We start from the raw sequence: 12,636 nt of genomic DNA, 5'->3' as shown, positions 1-12,636 counted from the left end.
AACCTTAAATGCCGCCCCCGCGTCTTGCGATCGCGGGGGCAACGGTATTGAGGGATTAATACAGATGCAGGGATTACTTCACGACGCTGGAAGTACCGTCTGCATGCCACTCAAATACGCCAAACTCAAACCCTTTCAGGTCGCCTTTTGCGTCCCAGCTTAATGGTCCCATAACGGTATCAACGGGTTTTGCTTTCAGATCGCTCACCAGTTCTTCCGGTTCCATGCTGCCGCTGCGCTGCATGGCGGTCGTCAGCGACTGCAATGCGGCATAGGTCGTCCAGACGAACGGGCCTGTCGGATCCAGCTTTTTCGCCTTCAGCGCATCAACAACCGGCTGGTTGGCCGGCACCTGATCGTAGCGCTTGGGCAGCGTGACCAGCATGCCTTCCGATGCGCCGCCCGCGATATTGGACAGCGAAGAGTTGCCTACCCCCTCCGGCCCCATAAATTTGGTGGTCATGCCGGCCTGACGTGCCTGACGCAGAATCTGTCCCATTTCCGGGTAGTATCCGCCGAAATAAACGAAGTCCACGTTTTCTTTCTTCAACCGGGCAACCAGGGTTGAGAAATCTTTGTCGCCCGCCGTCACACCTTCAAACAGAACAATATTCGCGCCTGCTTGTTTCAGGCTATCCTGAACGGAGCGAGCCAGTCCTTCGCCGTATTGCTGTTTATCATGCACAACGGCGATACGCTGGGGTTTGATGGTTTCGACAATGTATTTCGCCGCGGTGGGACCCTGATCGGAATCCAGTCCTGTGGTACGCAGCACCATATTGTAGCCGCGTGTGGTCAGGTCGGCGTTGGTGGCGGCGGGCGTAATCATAATCACGCCTTCTTCTTCGTAAATATCGGATGCGGGCTGCGTGGAGGAAGAACAAAGATGACCAATCACATAACGAATACCGTCGTTAATGACCTTGTTGGCGACGGCAACGGCCTGTTTCGGGTCGCATGCGTCATCATATTCAACGCCAACCAATTTATTGCCGTTCACGCCGCCTTTGGCATTGATATCGGCAATGGCCTGGCGCGCGCCGATGAACTCCATATCGCCATACTGCGCTACCGGGCCGGACATCGCGCCGACAACCGCCACCTTGATATCCGCGGCGTTCGCTGTCTGGCTCAAGGCGATAGCCATGCATCCCATCAGCAATACTTTACCTTTACTAAATTTCATTCGTGTTACCCCATTTTTCATTATGGATATTGCCGAAAATTGACCGCCCAGTGTCATACCAAGCTTTTTTCTTATACATAAGAACAGCTTAGGTTTATTATTAGTAATGAATTCTAATAAGGCTTTATTTTTCATATTATTAAACAGGAATATTATGCTGCAAATCAACTTCCATTGTCAGAAACAAACGATGTGGTCAGCATAAAACACTAGCCTTAAAAGTCAGTGTTTAATTTATATATAGTCAGTTATGCTGCTTTACGCCTTAATTGTTGATGTATTACTCGGGAAATAAGTGAAGAGAAAAACATTTTCCCTGTTACATTATTCTTCACTCATTTGATGGAGTGCTAGTAAATGAAACTGACCGTTGAGTGTCTTACAGAATTCAGCCACCAGGATAAAATTGATCTGGCTAAAATCTGGCCGCATCAGAACCTCGATCTGCTGCAAGCGGAACTGGCGCCGGATCGTCGTTTATTTGCCGCCCGCTTTAACGATCGGCTGCTGGCGGGGGTAATGGTGGAAATCAAAGGGGAATACGCTCAACTGAGCGATCTTGTGGTGCGCGTAGAGACCCGGCGACGCGGGGTGGGGCTATATCTCATCGAAGAGGTGCTCAGGCAATTACCCGATATCAACGAGTGTTGGCTGGCAACCGCCGATCATGCCACGGTTAATGAGTCGGTGCTGGGGAGATTCATGATTAGCTGCGGTTTCTCACCGGTATCCGGCGGCTGGCGCTATATCCGCAAGCAGAATTAAAAAATTTCCGAGAGAAATTTTCAACGTAAAAACAAAACGGCCGGGCAATGCCCGGCCGTGGAAATGTTGCTGCTTTCGCTTAGGCTTCAATCGCCACGCGCAGCTTTTTCATCGCATTCTTTTCCAACTGCCGTACCCGTTCTGCGGATACGCCATACTGGTCAGCCAATTCCTGCAACGTTGACTTGTTGTCATCGTCCAGCCAGCGTGCGCGAATAATGTGCTGGCTGCGCTCATCCAATCCTTCCAGCGCATAGGTGAGCTTATCCGCCGCATGGTTTTCCCAGTTATCTTCTTCAATGCCATCGGCAAAGTCGGACGATTTATCCTGCAAATAAAGCATCGGCGACATGGCTTTGCCATCATGAGTGTCCTCATCCGGCGTCGGATCAAAAGTCATATCCTGCGCCGCCATGCGGGATTCCATCTCACGCACGTCTTTGCTGGTTACCCCAAGCTCACGCGCCACCAGTTCGACTTCGTCCTGATTAAACCAGCCAAGGCGTTTTTTCGATTTTCTCAGGTTAAAGAACAATTTACGCTGAGCTTTGGTGGTCGCGACTTTCACAATACGCCAGTTACGCAGCACATATTCGTGAATTTCGGCTTTAATCCAGTGCACGGCAAAGGAAACCAGACGAACGCCCACTTCAGGGTTAAAGCGACGCACCGCCTTCATCAGGCCGATGTTCCCTTCCTGAATCAGGTCCGCCTGAGGCAGGCCGTAGCCGGAATAATTACGGGCAACATGAATAACAAAACGCAGATGCGAAAGAATAAGCTGCTTGGCAGCGTCCAGGTCGCTCTGATAATGCAGTCGTTCAGCCAGAGCCCGCTCTTCCTCCGCCGTCAGCATCGGATAGGCATTGGCGGCTCTAATGTAACCTTCCAGACTGCCTTGGGAAACTAAGGTGAAAGTTTGCATATCTTTGGTCATTCAACCCCTCTCATTACTGCTCTGTATGCGATGCTTCCGAAGAAGACCGCTCATGCGATAGTCACAGATAAATCGCGATATTAACATCGCCTCAGGCTGCCGTTATTTCGGCAACCCGGCAAAATAACCTTCTTTATTCAGACTGTGATTTCGTTCACAAGTTCCTCTATTTTTATCCATTTTATTTAACATATCAAGACGAATAACAGAGGAAAACCTGTGACGACGGCGGTGAAAGAAACGTAGCGGCTGAGGGTTTTTCCCCTGTGCTCACAGCCTGAATCACAGGGGAAGAGTATAGCAAAAAAAGATTACTGTGGTGTAAAACGGCGTAAATGTTGAACCGTTGCCAGCCAGGCGGCCAGCCAGCCAATCATCGCCGCGATAAGCAACAGCAGCAGGGACTCATCCCAACTCAACCCTTTTACCGTAAACGTGGTGCCGAACACCGACGCCACCTGAGTGACGACCGAACTGAGTTTCCACACCAGCGCCTGCGACAGAATCAGCGACAGTACCGCGCCGCCAAATCCCATGACCGCGCCGCCATTCAGAAACGGCCGCAGGATAAAACCATCCGTCGCGCCAATCAGCTTCATGACGTTAATGGTTTCCCGGCGGCTGAAAATATTCAGCCGGACGCTGTTGCCGATCACCAGGAAGACCGCGATGATCATCAGGATGCCGATGGTCGCCGAAATTTGCCCGACCAGACTGGTTAACGCCACCAGCCGTGCAAACCAACTGTCGTCCATGCGCACTTCATCCACGCCTTGCGTGGCCGCAACCCGATCGCGCAGCGTGGTAAGCGTGTCGGCGCTCTGGAAGTTCATTTTCGGGGTGATAATGGCAACCGCCGGCAACGGATTCTCTTCCAGCATATCCAGCGCGCCGCCAAAGCCAGACCAGTTACGGAACTCGCCCATCGCCTCATTGCGCGACAGATAATTAACCTTTTCGACCCCGTCTTCCGACTGAAGCTGGACGATCACCGCCTGGGCGGCATTGTCATCCAGGGATTTATCCAGATAGACGGTTAACTGCGGTGTGGGATACCATTGCGCTGCGGCCTGATTGACGTTTTTCCACACCAGATAGCAAATGCTCGGCAACGCCAGGGAAATCGCAATCACCATCACGGTCAACAGCGTCGCCAGCGGCTGACGCAGCATATCGGCCAGCGTATTCATCCAGGCGTAACGCCACTGTTCCTGCCAGCCGCCGCGCAACGACTTGGCTTTCGAACCGGGTTTTTTCACATTACGGCTGTTATTCGCCATGATGGTTTCCCCCAATCATGCGTCCATCGGACAGCGTCAGGACCCGGTAATTACGCCGGGATATCAGCCCGGTGTCATGGGTTGCCATCAATACCGTTACCCCCACCCGGTTGAACTCTTCAAACAGGCGCAAAATACCTTCGGACAACACGTCATCCAGATTACCGGTTGGCTCATCCGCCAGCAAAACGGCGGGTTTATTGACCACCGCCCGCGCAATGCCGACTCGCTGCTGCTCACCGCCGGAAAGCTGGATGGGATAGTTTCTGGCTTTATCCAACAGACCGACTTTGTCCAGCGCCGCCGACACCCGACGGCGGATATCTTCGCTGCTGGCGCCGGCGATGATCAGCGGCATCGCCACATTGTCATAAACGGTGCGTTCCATCAGCAGATGGTGATCCTGAAAGATCATGCCGATCTGGCGGCGCAGAAAGGGCACTTCACGCTTTTTTAAGCGACTGATATTGTGCCCGCCAAACAGAATCTGCCCTGCGCTGGGACGTTCAATGCCGCAAATCAGTTTCAGCAGGGTGCTTTTCCCCGCGCCAGAATGACCGGTCAGAAAGGCCATCTCTGCCGGGCGCAGATGAAAATCCACCCCCTGCAAGGCTTGACGTCCACCGAGATAGGCTTTACTGACTTGTTCAAAACGAATCATCCGTTTTAATCCTCTCGGGCAAAAAGTGCCTCAATAAAATCGTCGGCTTTAAATGGCCGTAAATCTTCGATACCTTCACCTACCCCAATATAGCGGATAGGAATACCAAACTGGTCGGCGATGGCGAAAATCACCCCGCCTTTTGCGGTGCCATCAAGTTTGGTCAGCGCGATCCCCGTCAGCCCGACGGCCTCGTTGAACAGCTTAGCCTGACTCACCGCGTTCTGTCCGGTGCTGGCGTCCAGCGTCAGCATCACTTCATGCGGCGCATCGTTGTCCAGCTTTTTCATCACGCGGACGATTTTCTTCAATTCTTCCATCAAATGGGCTTTGTTCTGCAAACGGCCGGCGGTGTCCGCAATCAACACATCCACGCCGCGGGACTTGGCGGCCTGGATGGCGTCGAAAATCACCGACGCCGAGTCGGCCCCGGTATGTTGCGCCACCACCGTCACATTGTTGCGCTGGCCCCACACCTGAAGCTGTTCGACCGCCGCGGCGCGGAAGGTATCGCCCGCCGCCAGCATGACCGATTTGCCCTGAGCCTGAAACTGCCGCGCCATTTTGCCAATCGTCGTGGTTTTACCCACGCCGTTGACGCCGACCATCAGGATCACGTAAGGCGTTTTGCCTTCGATATTCAGCGGTTCATCAACCTTGGCAAGGATGGCCGCCATTTCTTCTTTCAGCTTAACAACCAGCGTTTCAGCATCTTTCAGCTGTCTGCGGTTGGCGTGTTCCGTCAGGCTGGCAATGATCTTTCGCGAGGTTTCGACGCCGACGTCGGCAATCAGCAACTGTTCTTCCAGTTCCTCAAACAGATCGTCGTCGATTTTCTTGCCACGAAACAATCCGATAAATCCGGAACCCAGATTCTGGCGGGTTTTCACCAGGCTGCGTTTCAGGCGGGCAAAGAAGCCTTCTTTGGTCGGACGCTCCTGTTCGTGCGTCACCGGCGCGGCGTCATCGGACTGAAGCTCATCCGGCTCGGCTTCAACCAACCGATCGGGCTGCGCGGCGATCGCTTCAACTCCCAACGGTTCGGTATTCGTTACCGTCTCCGCCGCCGGCGCGGTTTCCAGCGTCAGTTCTTCCGCTTCCGCAGGCGCCTCTTCCGGCAATTCCCGCACGGTAGGTATTTCGGCGGGCGGAATGGGCGCTTCACCGGATGCCGTTTCGCGGTCAACGCCCTGATGTGCTGCGGTATCGGCGACCGGATCCGCCGCTGACGTATCCGGCATTTCAGATTTATCTTGCGGTTGCTCTTTTGGTTCTTCTTCCTGTCGGCCTAACCCCAGCCAGGAAAAAAAACCGCGCTTCTTTTCTTTTGTCATGTTGCAATCGCGCTCCACGCCGTCTGCTGCGGCGAATAAATATTGGAAATCAAAGAAACTTTGTGATTATAAACAGGTTACCCATAAACCACGAGTTTACCACTTTCCTGTCGACAGCAACACGCGGCCGGCGAGGACATCTCGGTAACCAGGTATGTCAAAGCGGCAATTTGCGCCCCCGCGGCATGTCGGCGCCATGTTTGACATTCCCTCCGTACTGAACCGCCGTTAGAATAGCGCCTAAATTTCCCCGAAAGTGCCGACAGGTTGTCCGGCACGGCAATTAAAACGTGAGCTATGGCTAAAAAAAACGCATCGTCAGCCGCCGGACAGATCCGAATCATCGGTGGTCAGTGGCGCGGCAGAAAACTTCCGGTTCCCGATAGCCCGGGCTTGCGGCCCACCGCCGATCGGGTGCGCGAAACGCTGTTCAACTGGCTGGCGCCGGTTATCCAGGAGTCCCGCTGCCTCGACTGCTTTGCGGGCAGCGGGGCTTTGGGGTTGGAGGCGTTATCGCGTTATGCCGCCCATGCCACGCTGTTGGAGGCCGAGCGCGGCGTGGCGCGGCAATTAACGCAAAATCTGACGTTGCTCCGGGCAGAAAATGCGCAGGTGGTTAATACTGATACCCTGCGCTGGCTGGCTCAGGCGGGGGAGCCGTTTGACGTGGTCTTTCTCGATCCGCCGTTCCGCAAGGATTTATTGAATGACGCGTTATCGCTGCTGGAACAGCAAGGATGGCTCGCGCCGGAGGCGTGGATCTATGTGGAAACCGAGGCGGAAAACAGGCAGTTGGCGATCCCGGACAACTGGCTGCCGCACCGCGAAAAAATCGCCGGTCAGGTAGCGTATCGTTTATATATCCGCCAAGAGAAAACAAGGGGAACGCAGTGATATGGATTAATCTGGGCCGATTATTGATGCTGGGCGTGTGGGGATTTCTGGTACTTAATCTGTTCCATCCTTTCCCCCGGCCGCTGAATATTTTTATGACGGTGGCGATGGTGTTCACCATCCTGATGCATGGTTTTCAACTGCTGCTGTTGAAGTCCAGCCAGCCGAAGGGAAATCCGCCGTTGAGTCCCGCCCTTCAGGCGCGTATTTTCCTATTTGGCGTATTTGAACTGCTCGCCTGGCAGAAAAAACAGCCTAAACCGTCCGGGAAATAATCGTTATGTCAGACGGGGCGTAAAGCCGACGAAGCGGGTGCCTTTTACCTGCAACATGCCCCGCATGCCTTTATCCAACTGATGATAGTCCGACGCGCTGAGCCGGAGCGTGATGTCGGCGCCACCCTGTAGCGGACGAAACGTGGCCTCATAACGCCACGCTTCCGGCATCATCACCTGATGTTCACGGGAACGGCTGCGGGAGCGAAGAAATTCACGTTTGGTTTTCACCTCCGTCAACAGAGTTCGCAGCGGCGCGGCATCATTCAATGCCTCCTGATTGCGCTGGCGCCGATATTGGCGCCATGCCAGCGTCAGGATCAGCGCGACGGCCAGCAGCAGAAGCGGCGGGAGTTCACGCATTCGTCAGGTTTTTTTGCCCGGAAGGTAAGGAAAATGCGTGACGTTATCGCCCAGCTCGGAAATGCGGGCGCTGCCCTTTTCCGTTACCGCGTCAATACGGATCACCGCTTGCAAAGGAATAAAGCTGCGGCTGACGCCTGAAAATTCGGTTTTCAGTTTTTCTGTGGAAGGGTCGACCAGTAACGTTGATTGGCTATCGAATACGAAGTCAGCAATTTCAATAAAACCAAACAGGTTGCTTGGCACCAACTCACGCACATAAAGCTGATAGTTTTTACCGTTATTCATGAACTGAATACGATAAAGTGCGGATTCATTGCTCATTCGACCAAACTCTCCTTCAAGATAATCACGTGCGCCAATCAGCGGTTCAAACGGGTCGATAACATAGCATGAAGCACCGGTATGCGCATCAGTCCGGCCCGATGTTGTTTATCCCCATGACAATCTCCTACACTGAATGAATAAAGGCATGGACGCGGCGACAGAATGAATTACTCAGGAAGAGATAACATTGATTCCGGGACGCCTGGTTCCGGCTTGTCTACTACAAAATAAGGACAATTTATGCTTTGGTCGTTTATTGCCGTGCTCTTTTCCGGCTGGCTGTACGTTGACGCCAGCTACCGTGGGCCGGTGTGGCAGCGCTGGCTGTTCAAACCCGTTACCCTGTTGTTACTGCTGGCGCTGGCCTGGCAAACGCCGATACTGAGTGCGCCGGGCTATCTGATCGTTATCGGGCTGCTGGCCTCGCTGGTTGCCGATACCTTGCTGCTCTTGCCGACACAGCGGATCCTCTATGCGTTCGGCGCCTACTTTCTCTCTCATCTGCTGTATACGGTGAGTTTTTTCACCGGCCAGATGACGCTCACGTTTTTCTGGCCGCTGGCGCTGGCGCTGATCATTCTGGCCGCCGTGTTGATGGTGATTATCTGGAGCCGCCTGGACGCGCAGCGCTGGCCGGTATGCGCGTTTATCATTATGACCGCCCTGATGGTCTGGATTGCCGGCGAGCGTTATTTTGCTCTCGGAACGGACTATAACTTCTCGTTGCTGGCGGGCAGCGCGTTGCTGTTTATCGCCCATGCGGCCTGGCTTATTCACCATTACCGCATTAATTTTCGCGCCCATCAGGCCATTGTGGCGGCCTGTTATTTCGGCGGCCATTTCTTAATCGTTCGTTCGCTGTATTTTTAATGCCGGCGGGTAGGTGAAACGCTGGATTAGCCTGATATGACGGTGTAAAGTTTCCGATGAGAATCACTATCATCAACACGGGAGGAAGATATGCATTCTCATCAGCACCATCATCCCAGCGCGGGGAAAGCCGCCTGCTGCCATGAACATGCCCGTCAATCATCAGGCGCGGAAAAAAACTGCTGTTCGGTAAAACATACTGCGGCTGCCGTCGCCGATACCGGCCGCGGCCCGGATCAAAGCCTGTCGGAAAGTGGCGATAATGCCGATTCCGACGACCCCGACGGCGACCGACCTTCGTTGCATCAGCGGTTTAGCTGGAAAATCAGCGGAATGGACTGCCCCGGGTGCGCGCGTAAAATTGAAAACGCAGTAAGAAAACTTACCGGAATAGAGCAGGCCAGAGTGCTGTTCGCAACCGAAAAACTGGTTGTCGATGCCCGTGACGATGTCCGGACACAGGTACGACATGCCGTTGGTCAGATCGGCTTTACTTTGCAGGATATCGCGCCGCAAACTCCCCTTTCTCCTGATTCACGTCGTTTTGTCGATGAGTACGGCTTTCTGGCGCTTTTTGCATCGCTGACGGCGGCCAGTTGGGGTCTCTCGCTGGTGAGCGTGTCAGGCGGCCAAATTGCGTTTATCGCCACCACCGTGGTCGGACTCATTCCGATCCTGAAAAAAGCGCTACAGCTTATCCGCTCGGGTACGCCTTTCGCGATTGAAACATTAATGAGCGTGGCCTCTGTCGGCGCGTTGCTGATCGGCGCCACCACGGAAGCCACGGTTATTTTGTTGCTGTTTATGCTGGGCGAACAGTTGGAATCTTATGCGGCCAACCGTGCGCGGCGCGGCGTGACCGCGCTAATGGCGCTGCTCCCCGAAGACGCCACGGTGATCAGAAATGAACGGCGTGTTCGGGTGTCCGTCGCCAGCCTGTCTCCCGGCGATGTGATTGAAGTCGCTCCCGGCGGTCGGCTGCCGGCCGATGCGCAACTGCTCACATCGGAAGCCAGTTTTGATGAAAGTGCGTTGACCGGGGAGTCGATTCCCGTTGAACGGGAGCAGGGCGATAAGGTGGCGGCGGGTAGCCTGTGTGTCGACCGGATGGCGCAGTTGCGGGTGGTTTCTCAGCCGGGCAATAGCGCGATTGACCGCATTTTGCAATTGATAGAAGAAGCGGAAGAGCGTCGGGCGTCGATAGAGCGTTTCCTCGACCGTTTCAGCCGTTATTACACCCCGGCCATCATGCTGCTGTCGTTGCTGGTTATTCTGATACCGCCCTTATTACTGGCGCAACCCTGGCAGGAGTGGATTTACCGCGGGTTGACGCTGTTGCTGATTGGCTGTCCCTGCGCGCTGGTGATTTCCACGCCGGCCGCGATCACCTCCGGTTTGGCGGCGGCTACCCGTCAGGGGGCGCTGATTAAGGGCGGCGCGGCGTTGGAATCGCTGGGCGGCATCCGTACCGTCGCTTTTGATAAAACCGGCACCTTAACCGAAGGCAGGCCGCAGGTTACCGATATTTTACCCGCGACAGGCATCAGCGAGACGTCATTGCTGGCGCGTACCGCAGCCGTGGAATCAGGATCGCACCATCCGCTGGCGAAAGCCATCGTGCAACGGGCGCTGGCGGCGAGCGCGTTTCTGCCCGTCGCGGACAACCGCCGGACGCTGGCGGGCGTCGGCGTCGAGGGCATGATTGCGGGTAAACGTCTTCAGGTCAGTTCGCCGGCCAAGCTGGCGGCGGGGACGCTGAATACGGACTGGCAACAACGCGTTGACGCATTGGAGCAGGAAGGAAAAACCGTGGTGGTTGTGCAGCAAGACGGCAGCGTGCTTGGTTTGCTGGCGCTGCGGGATACGCTGCGCCATGATGCCGTATCCGCGCTGGGCAGACTACAGGCGCTGAATATCCGTTGCATTATGCTGACGGGCGACAACCCCAGGGCGGCGGCCGCTATCGCCGGCGAGTTGGGGATTGATTACCGGGCCGGTTTGCTGCCTGCCGATAAGGTCAGGGCGGTCAGCGAACTTAATCGGCAGCAGCCAACGGCGATGGTGGGGGATGGCATCAACGATGCGCCGGCGATGAAAGCGGCGACCATCGGTATTGCCATGGGCAGCGGCACTGACGTGGCGCTGGAAACGGCCGACGCCGCGCTAACCCACAGTCGTCTGGACGGATTGGCGGTCATGATCCGGCTGTCGAGGGCGACATATCATAATATTCGCCAGAACATTGCTCTCGCTCTGGGGCTGAAAGCGTTGTTTCTGATCACCAGCATCATGGGGATTACCGGCCTGTGGCTGGCGGTGTTGGCGGACTCCGGCGCCACGGCGCTGGTCACGCTCAATGCGCTCCGGTTGCTCAGAAGGCAGGATTAATCAGGATCTGACGCCCTGCCGGCGGGGCGTTATGCGTTACCGCCTTTGCGCAGTAAATAACGATAGGGTAACTGCCCGGTCACCTGCGCTAAGAGATCATGTTCCATATAGCGGCAGAAACCGGGAATATCACGCAGCGTTGCGGGATCGTCGGCAATAACCAGTAACGTTTGTCCGGTTTCCATCTGGCGTACCGTTTTGCGCACCATCATCACCGGTTCGGGGCAGCGCAGTCCCTGGGCATCAAGGGTTTTATCGGGATTGGCAAAAGGATCGGTCATCAACGTTCTCTGTAATGAATGGCAATAAGGAAAACCGCCTTAGTTTACGCTGGGGATTTCCCGACGCAAGTCACGACAACGTTTGCGCAAAAAACAACCATTGCATTGCCGGCATAAATGCGTATTATGCGCCCGCGCCGCATAAAAAAACGCCAGGAGCGTTTTTCAACGCCGCTTGCGGCGGCCCTATGGGTGGCGGGCAGGGATAGCCTGCCATAAAAAAACGCCAGGAGCGTTTTTCAACGCCGCTTGCGGCGGCCCTCATGGGTGGCGGGCAGGGATAGCCCGCCATAAAAAAACGCCAGGAGCGTTTTTCAACGTTATTTTTTGGGTTCCCTCACCCCAATAACCAAAAAGGTCACATTATGTATCGTTTTACTCCCCGACAGCGGCTGACGGCGCTGGTTTGGCTTTCGTTATTCCACATTCTGATCATTACTTCCAGTAATTATCTGGTGCAGCTCCCGGTATCGATTTTCGGTTTTCATACCACCTGGGGGGCTTTCACCTTTCCGTTTATTTTTCTGGCGACCGATCTGACCGTGCGGATTTTCGGCGCGCCGCTGGCGCGTCGTATCATTCTGACCGTAATGGTGCCCGCATTGCTGATTTCCTATTGGGTTTCAGCCCTGTTTTATCAGGGAGAGTGGCAGTCATTCGCTTCGCTCGGGCAGCTCAATATCGTGGTGGCCCGCATCGCCTGCGCCAGCTTTATGGCGTACGTATTGGGGCAGATTCTGGATGTTCACGTTTTCAACCGGTTGCGTCAGCGCAACGCCTGGTGGGTGGCGCCGGCGGTATCCACCGTATTTGGCAACTTCAGTGATACGCTGGCCTTTTTCTTTATTGCATTTTACCGCAGCACCGATCCCTTTATGGCCGCGAACTGGGTTGAAATCGCGCTGGTGGACTATACTTTCAAGCTGTTGATCAGCTTGCTTTTCTTCCTGCCTATGTATGGGATTATGCTGAATATGGTGCTGAAACGCCTGAGTGAACTGCCGCTCGGCGGCGCTTATCAGTCCGCGGCAAGCCGTCGCTAGGTATTTTGTCGCCACTGTTCCGTATGGTCGGG

The 12,636-nt window shown here is 54.8% G+C and carries 14 protein-coding genes; 6 read left to right on the top strand and 8 right to left on the bottom strand.

The genetic code is table 11. From position 1 onward, the window contains the following. Positions 1-73: 73 nt before the first annotated feature. A complete protein-coding gene (locus JG725_RS09540) occupies positions 74-1,186 on the bottom strand; it encodes a branched-chain amino acid ABC transporter substrate-binding protein (protein WP_172290478.1) in 1,113 nt (370 codons plus the stop codon). A gap of 357 nt (positions 1,187-1,543) precedes the next feature. On the opposite strand from JG725_RS09540, the gene panM reads away from it, so the two are divergent. Continuing rightward, complete coding sequence (gene panM, locus JG725_RS09535; RefSeq protein WP_172290477.1) at positions 1,544-1,951, top strand: aspartate 1-decarboxylase autocleavage activator PanM; 408 nt, start codon at positions 1,544-1,546, stop codon at positions 1,949-1,951. Positions 1,952-2,030: 79 nt separating this feature from the next. Here the strand turns inward: panM and rpoH are convergent, their stop codons facing one another. From rpoH to ftsY, 4 genes are all read right to left on the bottom strand, one after another. Continuing rightward, positions 2,031-2,888 (bottom strand): RNA polymerase sigma factor RpoH, encoded by an 858-nt coding sequence (rpoH, locus tag JG725_RS09530; protein ID WP_172290476.1) that lies wholly within the window; start codon positions 2,886-2,888, stop codon positions 2,031-2,033. 311 nt (positions 2,889-3,199) lie between these two features. Next, positions 3,200-4,168: a permease-like cell division protein FtsX gene (ftsX, locus tag JG725_RS09525; RefSeq protein WP_199377764.1), complete on the bottom strand. Its 969-nt coding sequence runs from the start codon at positions 4,166-4,168 to the stop codon at positions 3,200-3,202. Then, positions 4,158-4,829, bottom strand: coding sequence for a cell division ATP-binding protein FtsE (gene ftsE, locus JG725_RS09520; RefSeq protein WP_172290474.1), 672 nt, complete (start codon positions 4,827-4,829; stop codon positions 4,158-4,160). The genes ftsX and ftsE overlap by 11 nt, the downstream gene beginning before the upstream one ends. 5 nt (positions 4,830-4,834) lie before the next feature. Then, a complete protein-coding gene (ftsY, locus tag JG725_RS09515; protein ID WP_172290473.1) occupies positions 4,835-6,163 on the bottom strand; it encodes a signal recognition particle-docking protein FtsY in 1,329 nt (442 codons plus the stop codon). Positions 6,164-6,460: 297 nt separating this feature from the next. Here ftsY and rsmD point away from each other — a divergent pair, with 297 nt between their 5' ends. Then, complete coding sequence (rsmD, locus tag JG725_RS09510) at positions 6,461-7,057, top strand: 16S rRNA (guanine(966)-N(2))-methyltransferase (RefSeq protein ID WP_172290472.1); 597 nt, start codon at positions 6,461-6,463, stop codon at positions 7,055-7,057. After that, positions 7,057-7,332 carry a DUF1145 family protein gene (locus JG725_RS09505; RefSeq protein WP_172290655.1) on the top strand — a complete coding sequence of 92 codons (276 nt, stop codon included), beginning with the start codon at positions 7,057-7,059 and terminating at the stop codon, positions 7,330-7,332. The genes rsmD and JG725_RS09505 overlap by 1 nt, the downstream gene beginning before the upstream one ends. A 3-nt stretch (positions 7,333-7,335) precedes the next feature. On the opposite strand, the gene JG725_RS09500 is transcribed toward JG725_RS09505, so the two are convergent. Together JG725_RS09500 and JG725_RS09495 are read right to left on the bottom strand one after the other, a co-directional pair. Next, on the bottom strand, positions 7,336-7,695 hold the full coding sequence (locus tag JG725_RS09500) for a DUF2500 domain-containing protein (RefSeq protein WP_172290471.1): 360 nt from the start codon (positions 7,693-7,695) through the stop codon (positions 7,336-7,338). Between the two features lie 3 nt (positions 7,696-7,698). After that, on the bottom strand, positions 7,699-8,019 hold the full coding sequence (locus tag JG725_RS09495) for a DUF1820 family protein (protein WP_172290470.1): 321 nt from the start codon (positions 8,017-8,019) through the stop codon (positions 7,699-7,701). 243 nt (positions 8,020-8,262) lie between these two features. On the opposite strand from JG725_RS09495, the gene JG725_RS09490 reads away from it, so the two are divergent. Together JG725_RS09490 and JG725_RS09485 are read left to right on the top strand one after the other, a co-directional pair. Beyond that, the gene (locus JG725_RS09490; RefSeq protein WP_172290469.1) at positions 8,263-8,892 is read left to right on the top strand and encodes a lysoplasmalogenase; all 630 of its coding nucleotides are present in this window, start codon (positions 8,263-8,265) and stop codon (positions 8,890-8,892) included. 90 nt (positions 8,893-8,982) lie between these two features. Beyond that, the gene (locus JG725_RS09485; protein WP_199377762.1) at positions 8,983-11,280 is read left to right on the top strand and encodes a zinc/cadmium/mercury/lead-transporting ATPase; all 2,298 of its coding nucleotides are present in this window, start codon (positions 8,983-8,985) and stop codon (positions 11,278-11,280) included. Positions 11,281-11,309: 29 nt separating this feature from the next. Here the strand turns inward: JG725_RS09485 and tusA are convergent, their stop codons facing one another. Beyond that, a complete protein-coding gene (gene tusA, locus JG725_RS09480; RefSeq protein WP_172290467.1) occupies positions 11,310-11,561 on the bottom strand; it encodes a sulfurtransferase TusA in 252 nt (83 codons plus the stop codon). Positions 11,562-11,926: 365 nt separating this feature from the next. Here tusA and JG725_RS09475 point away from each other — a divergent pair, with 365 nt between their 5' ends. After that, positions 11,927-12,604, top strand: a complete 678-nt coding sequence (locus tag JG725_RS09475; protein ID WP_172290466.1) for a 7-cyano-7-deazaguanine/7-aminomethyl-7-deazaguanine transporter — start codon at positions 11,927-11,929, stop codon at positions 12,602-12,604. Positions 12,605-12,636 lie beyond the last annotated feature (32 nt).

This window comes from Brenneria sp. L3-3C-1, from assembly GCF_016456245.1.
In the GTDB taxonomy this organism is placed as follows: Bacteria; Pseudomonadota; Gammaproteobacteria; order Enterobacterales; family Enterobacteriaceae; genus Brenneria.
Note: the sequence above shows the minus strand (reverse complement) of the source record. Positions and strands in the feature narration are given on the sequence as shown.

Bases quoted from the DNA above. Each gene is read 5' to 3' on its own strand.
- JG725_RS09540 (WP_172290478.1), bottom strand. From the start codon at position 1,186: ATGAAATTTAGTAAAGGTAAAGTATTGCTGATGGGATGCATGGCTATC.
- panM (WP_172290477.1), top strand. From the start codon at position 1,544: ATGAAACTGACCGTTGAGTGTCTTACAGAATTCAGCCACCAGGATAAA.
- rpoH (WP_172290476.1), bottom strand. From the start codon at position 2,888: ATGACCAAAGATATGCAAACTTTCACCTTAGTTTCCCAAGGCAGTCTG.
- ftsX (WP_199377764.1), bottom strand. From the start codon at position 4,168: ATGGCGAATAACAGCCGTAATGTGAAAAAACCCGGTTCGAAAGCCAAG.
- ftsE (WP_172290474.1), bottom strand. From the start codon at position 4,829: ATGATTCGTTTTGAACAAGTCAGTAAAGCCTATCTCGGTGGACGTCAA.
- ftsY (WP_172290473.1), bottom strand. From the start codon at position 6,163: ATGACAAAAGAAAAGAAGCGCGGTTTTTTTTCCTGGCTGGGGTTAGGC.
- rsmD (WP_172290472.1), top strand. From the start codon at position 6,461: ATGGCTAAAAAAAACGCATCGTCAGCCGCCGGACAGATCCGAATCATC.
- JG725_RS09500 (WP_172290471.1), bottom strand. From the start codon at position 7,695: ATGCGTGAACTCCCGCCGCTTCTGCTGCTGGCCGTCGCGCTGATCCTG.
- JG725_RS09495 (WP_172290470.1), bottom strand. From the start codon at position 8,019: ATGAGCAATGAATCCGCACTTTATCGTATTCAGTTCATGAATAACGGT.
- JG725_RS09490 (WP_172290469.1), top strand. From the start codon at position 8,263: ATGCTTTGGTCGTTTATTGCCGTGCTCTTTTCCGGCTGGCTGTACGTT.
- JG725_RS09485 (WP_199377762.1), top strand. From the start codon at position 8,983: ATGCATTCTCATCAGCACCATCATCCCAGCGCGGGGAAAGCCGCCTGC.
- tusA (WP_172290467.1), bottom strand. From the start codon at position 11,561: ATGACCGATCCTTTTGCCAATCCCGATAAAACCCTTGATGCCCAGGGA.
- JG725_RS09475 (WP_172290466.1), top strand. From the start codon at position 11,927: ATGTATCGTTTTACTCCCCGACAGCGGCTGACGGCGCTGGTTTGGCTT.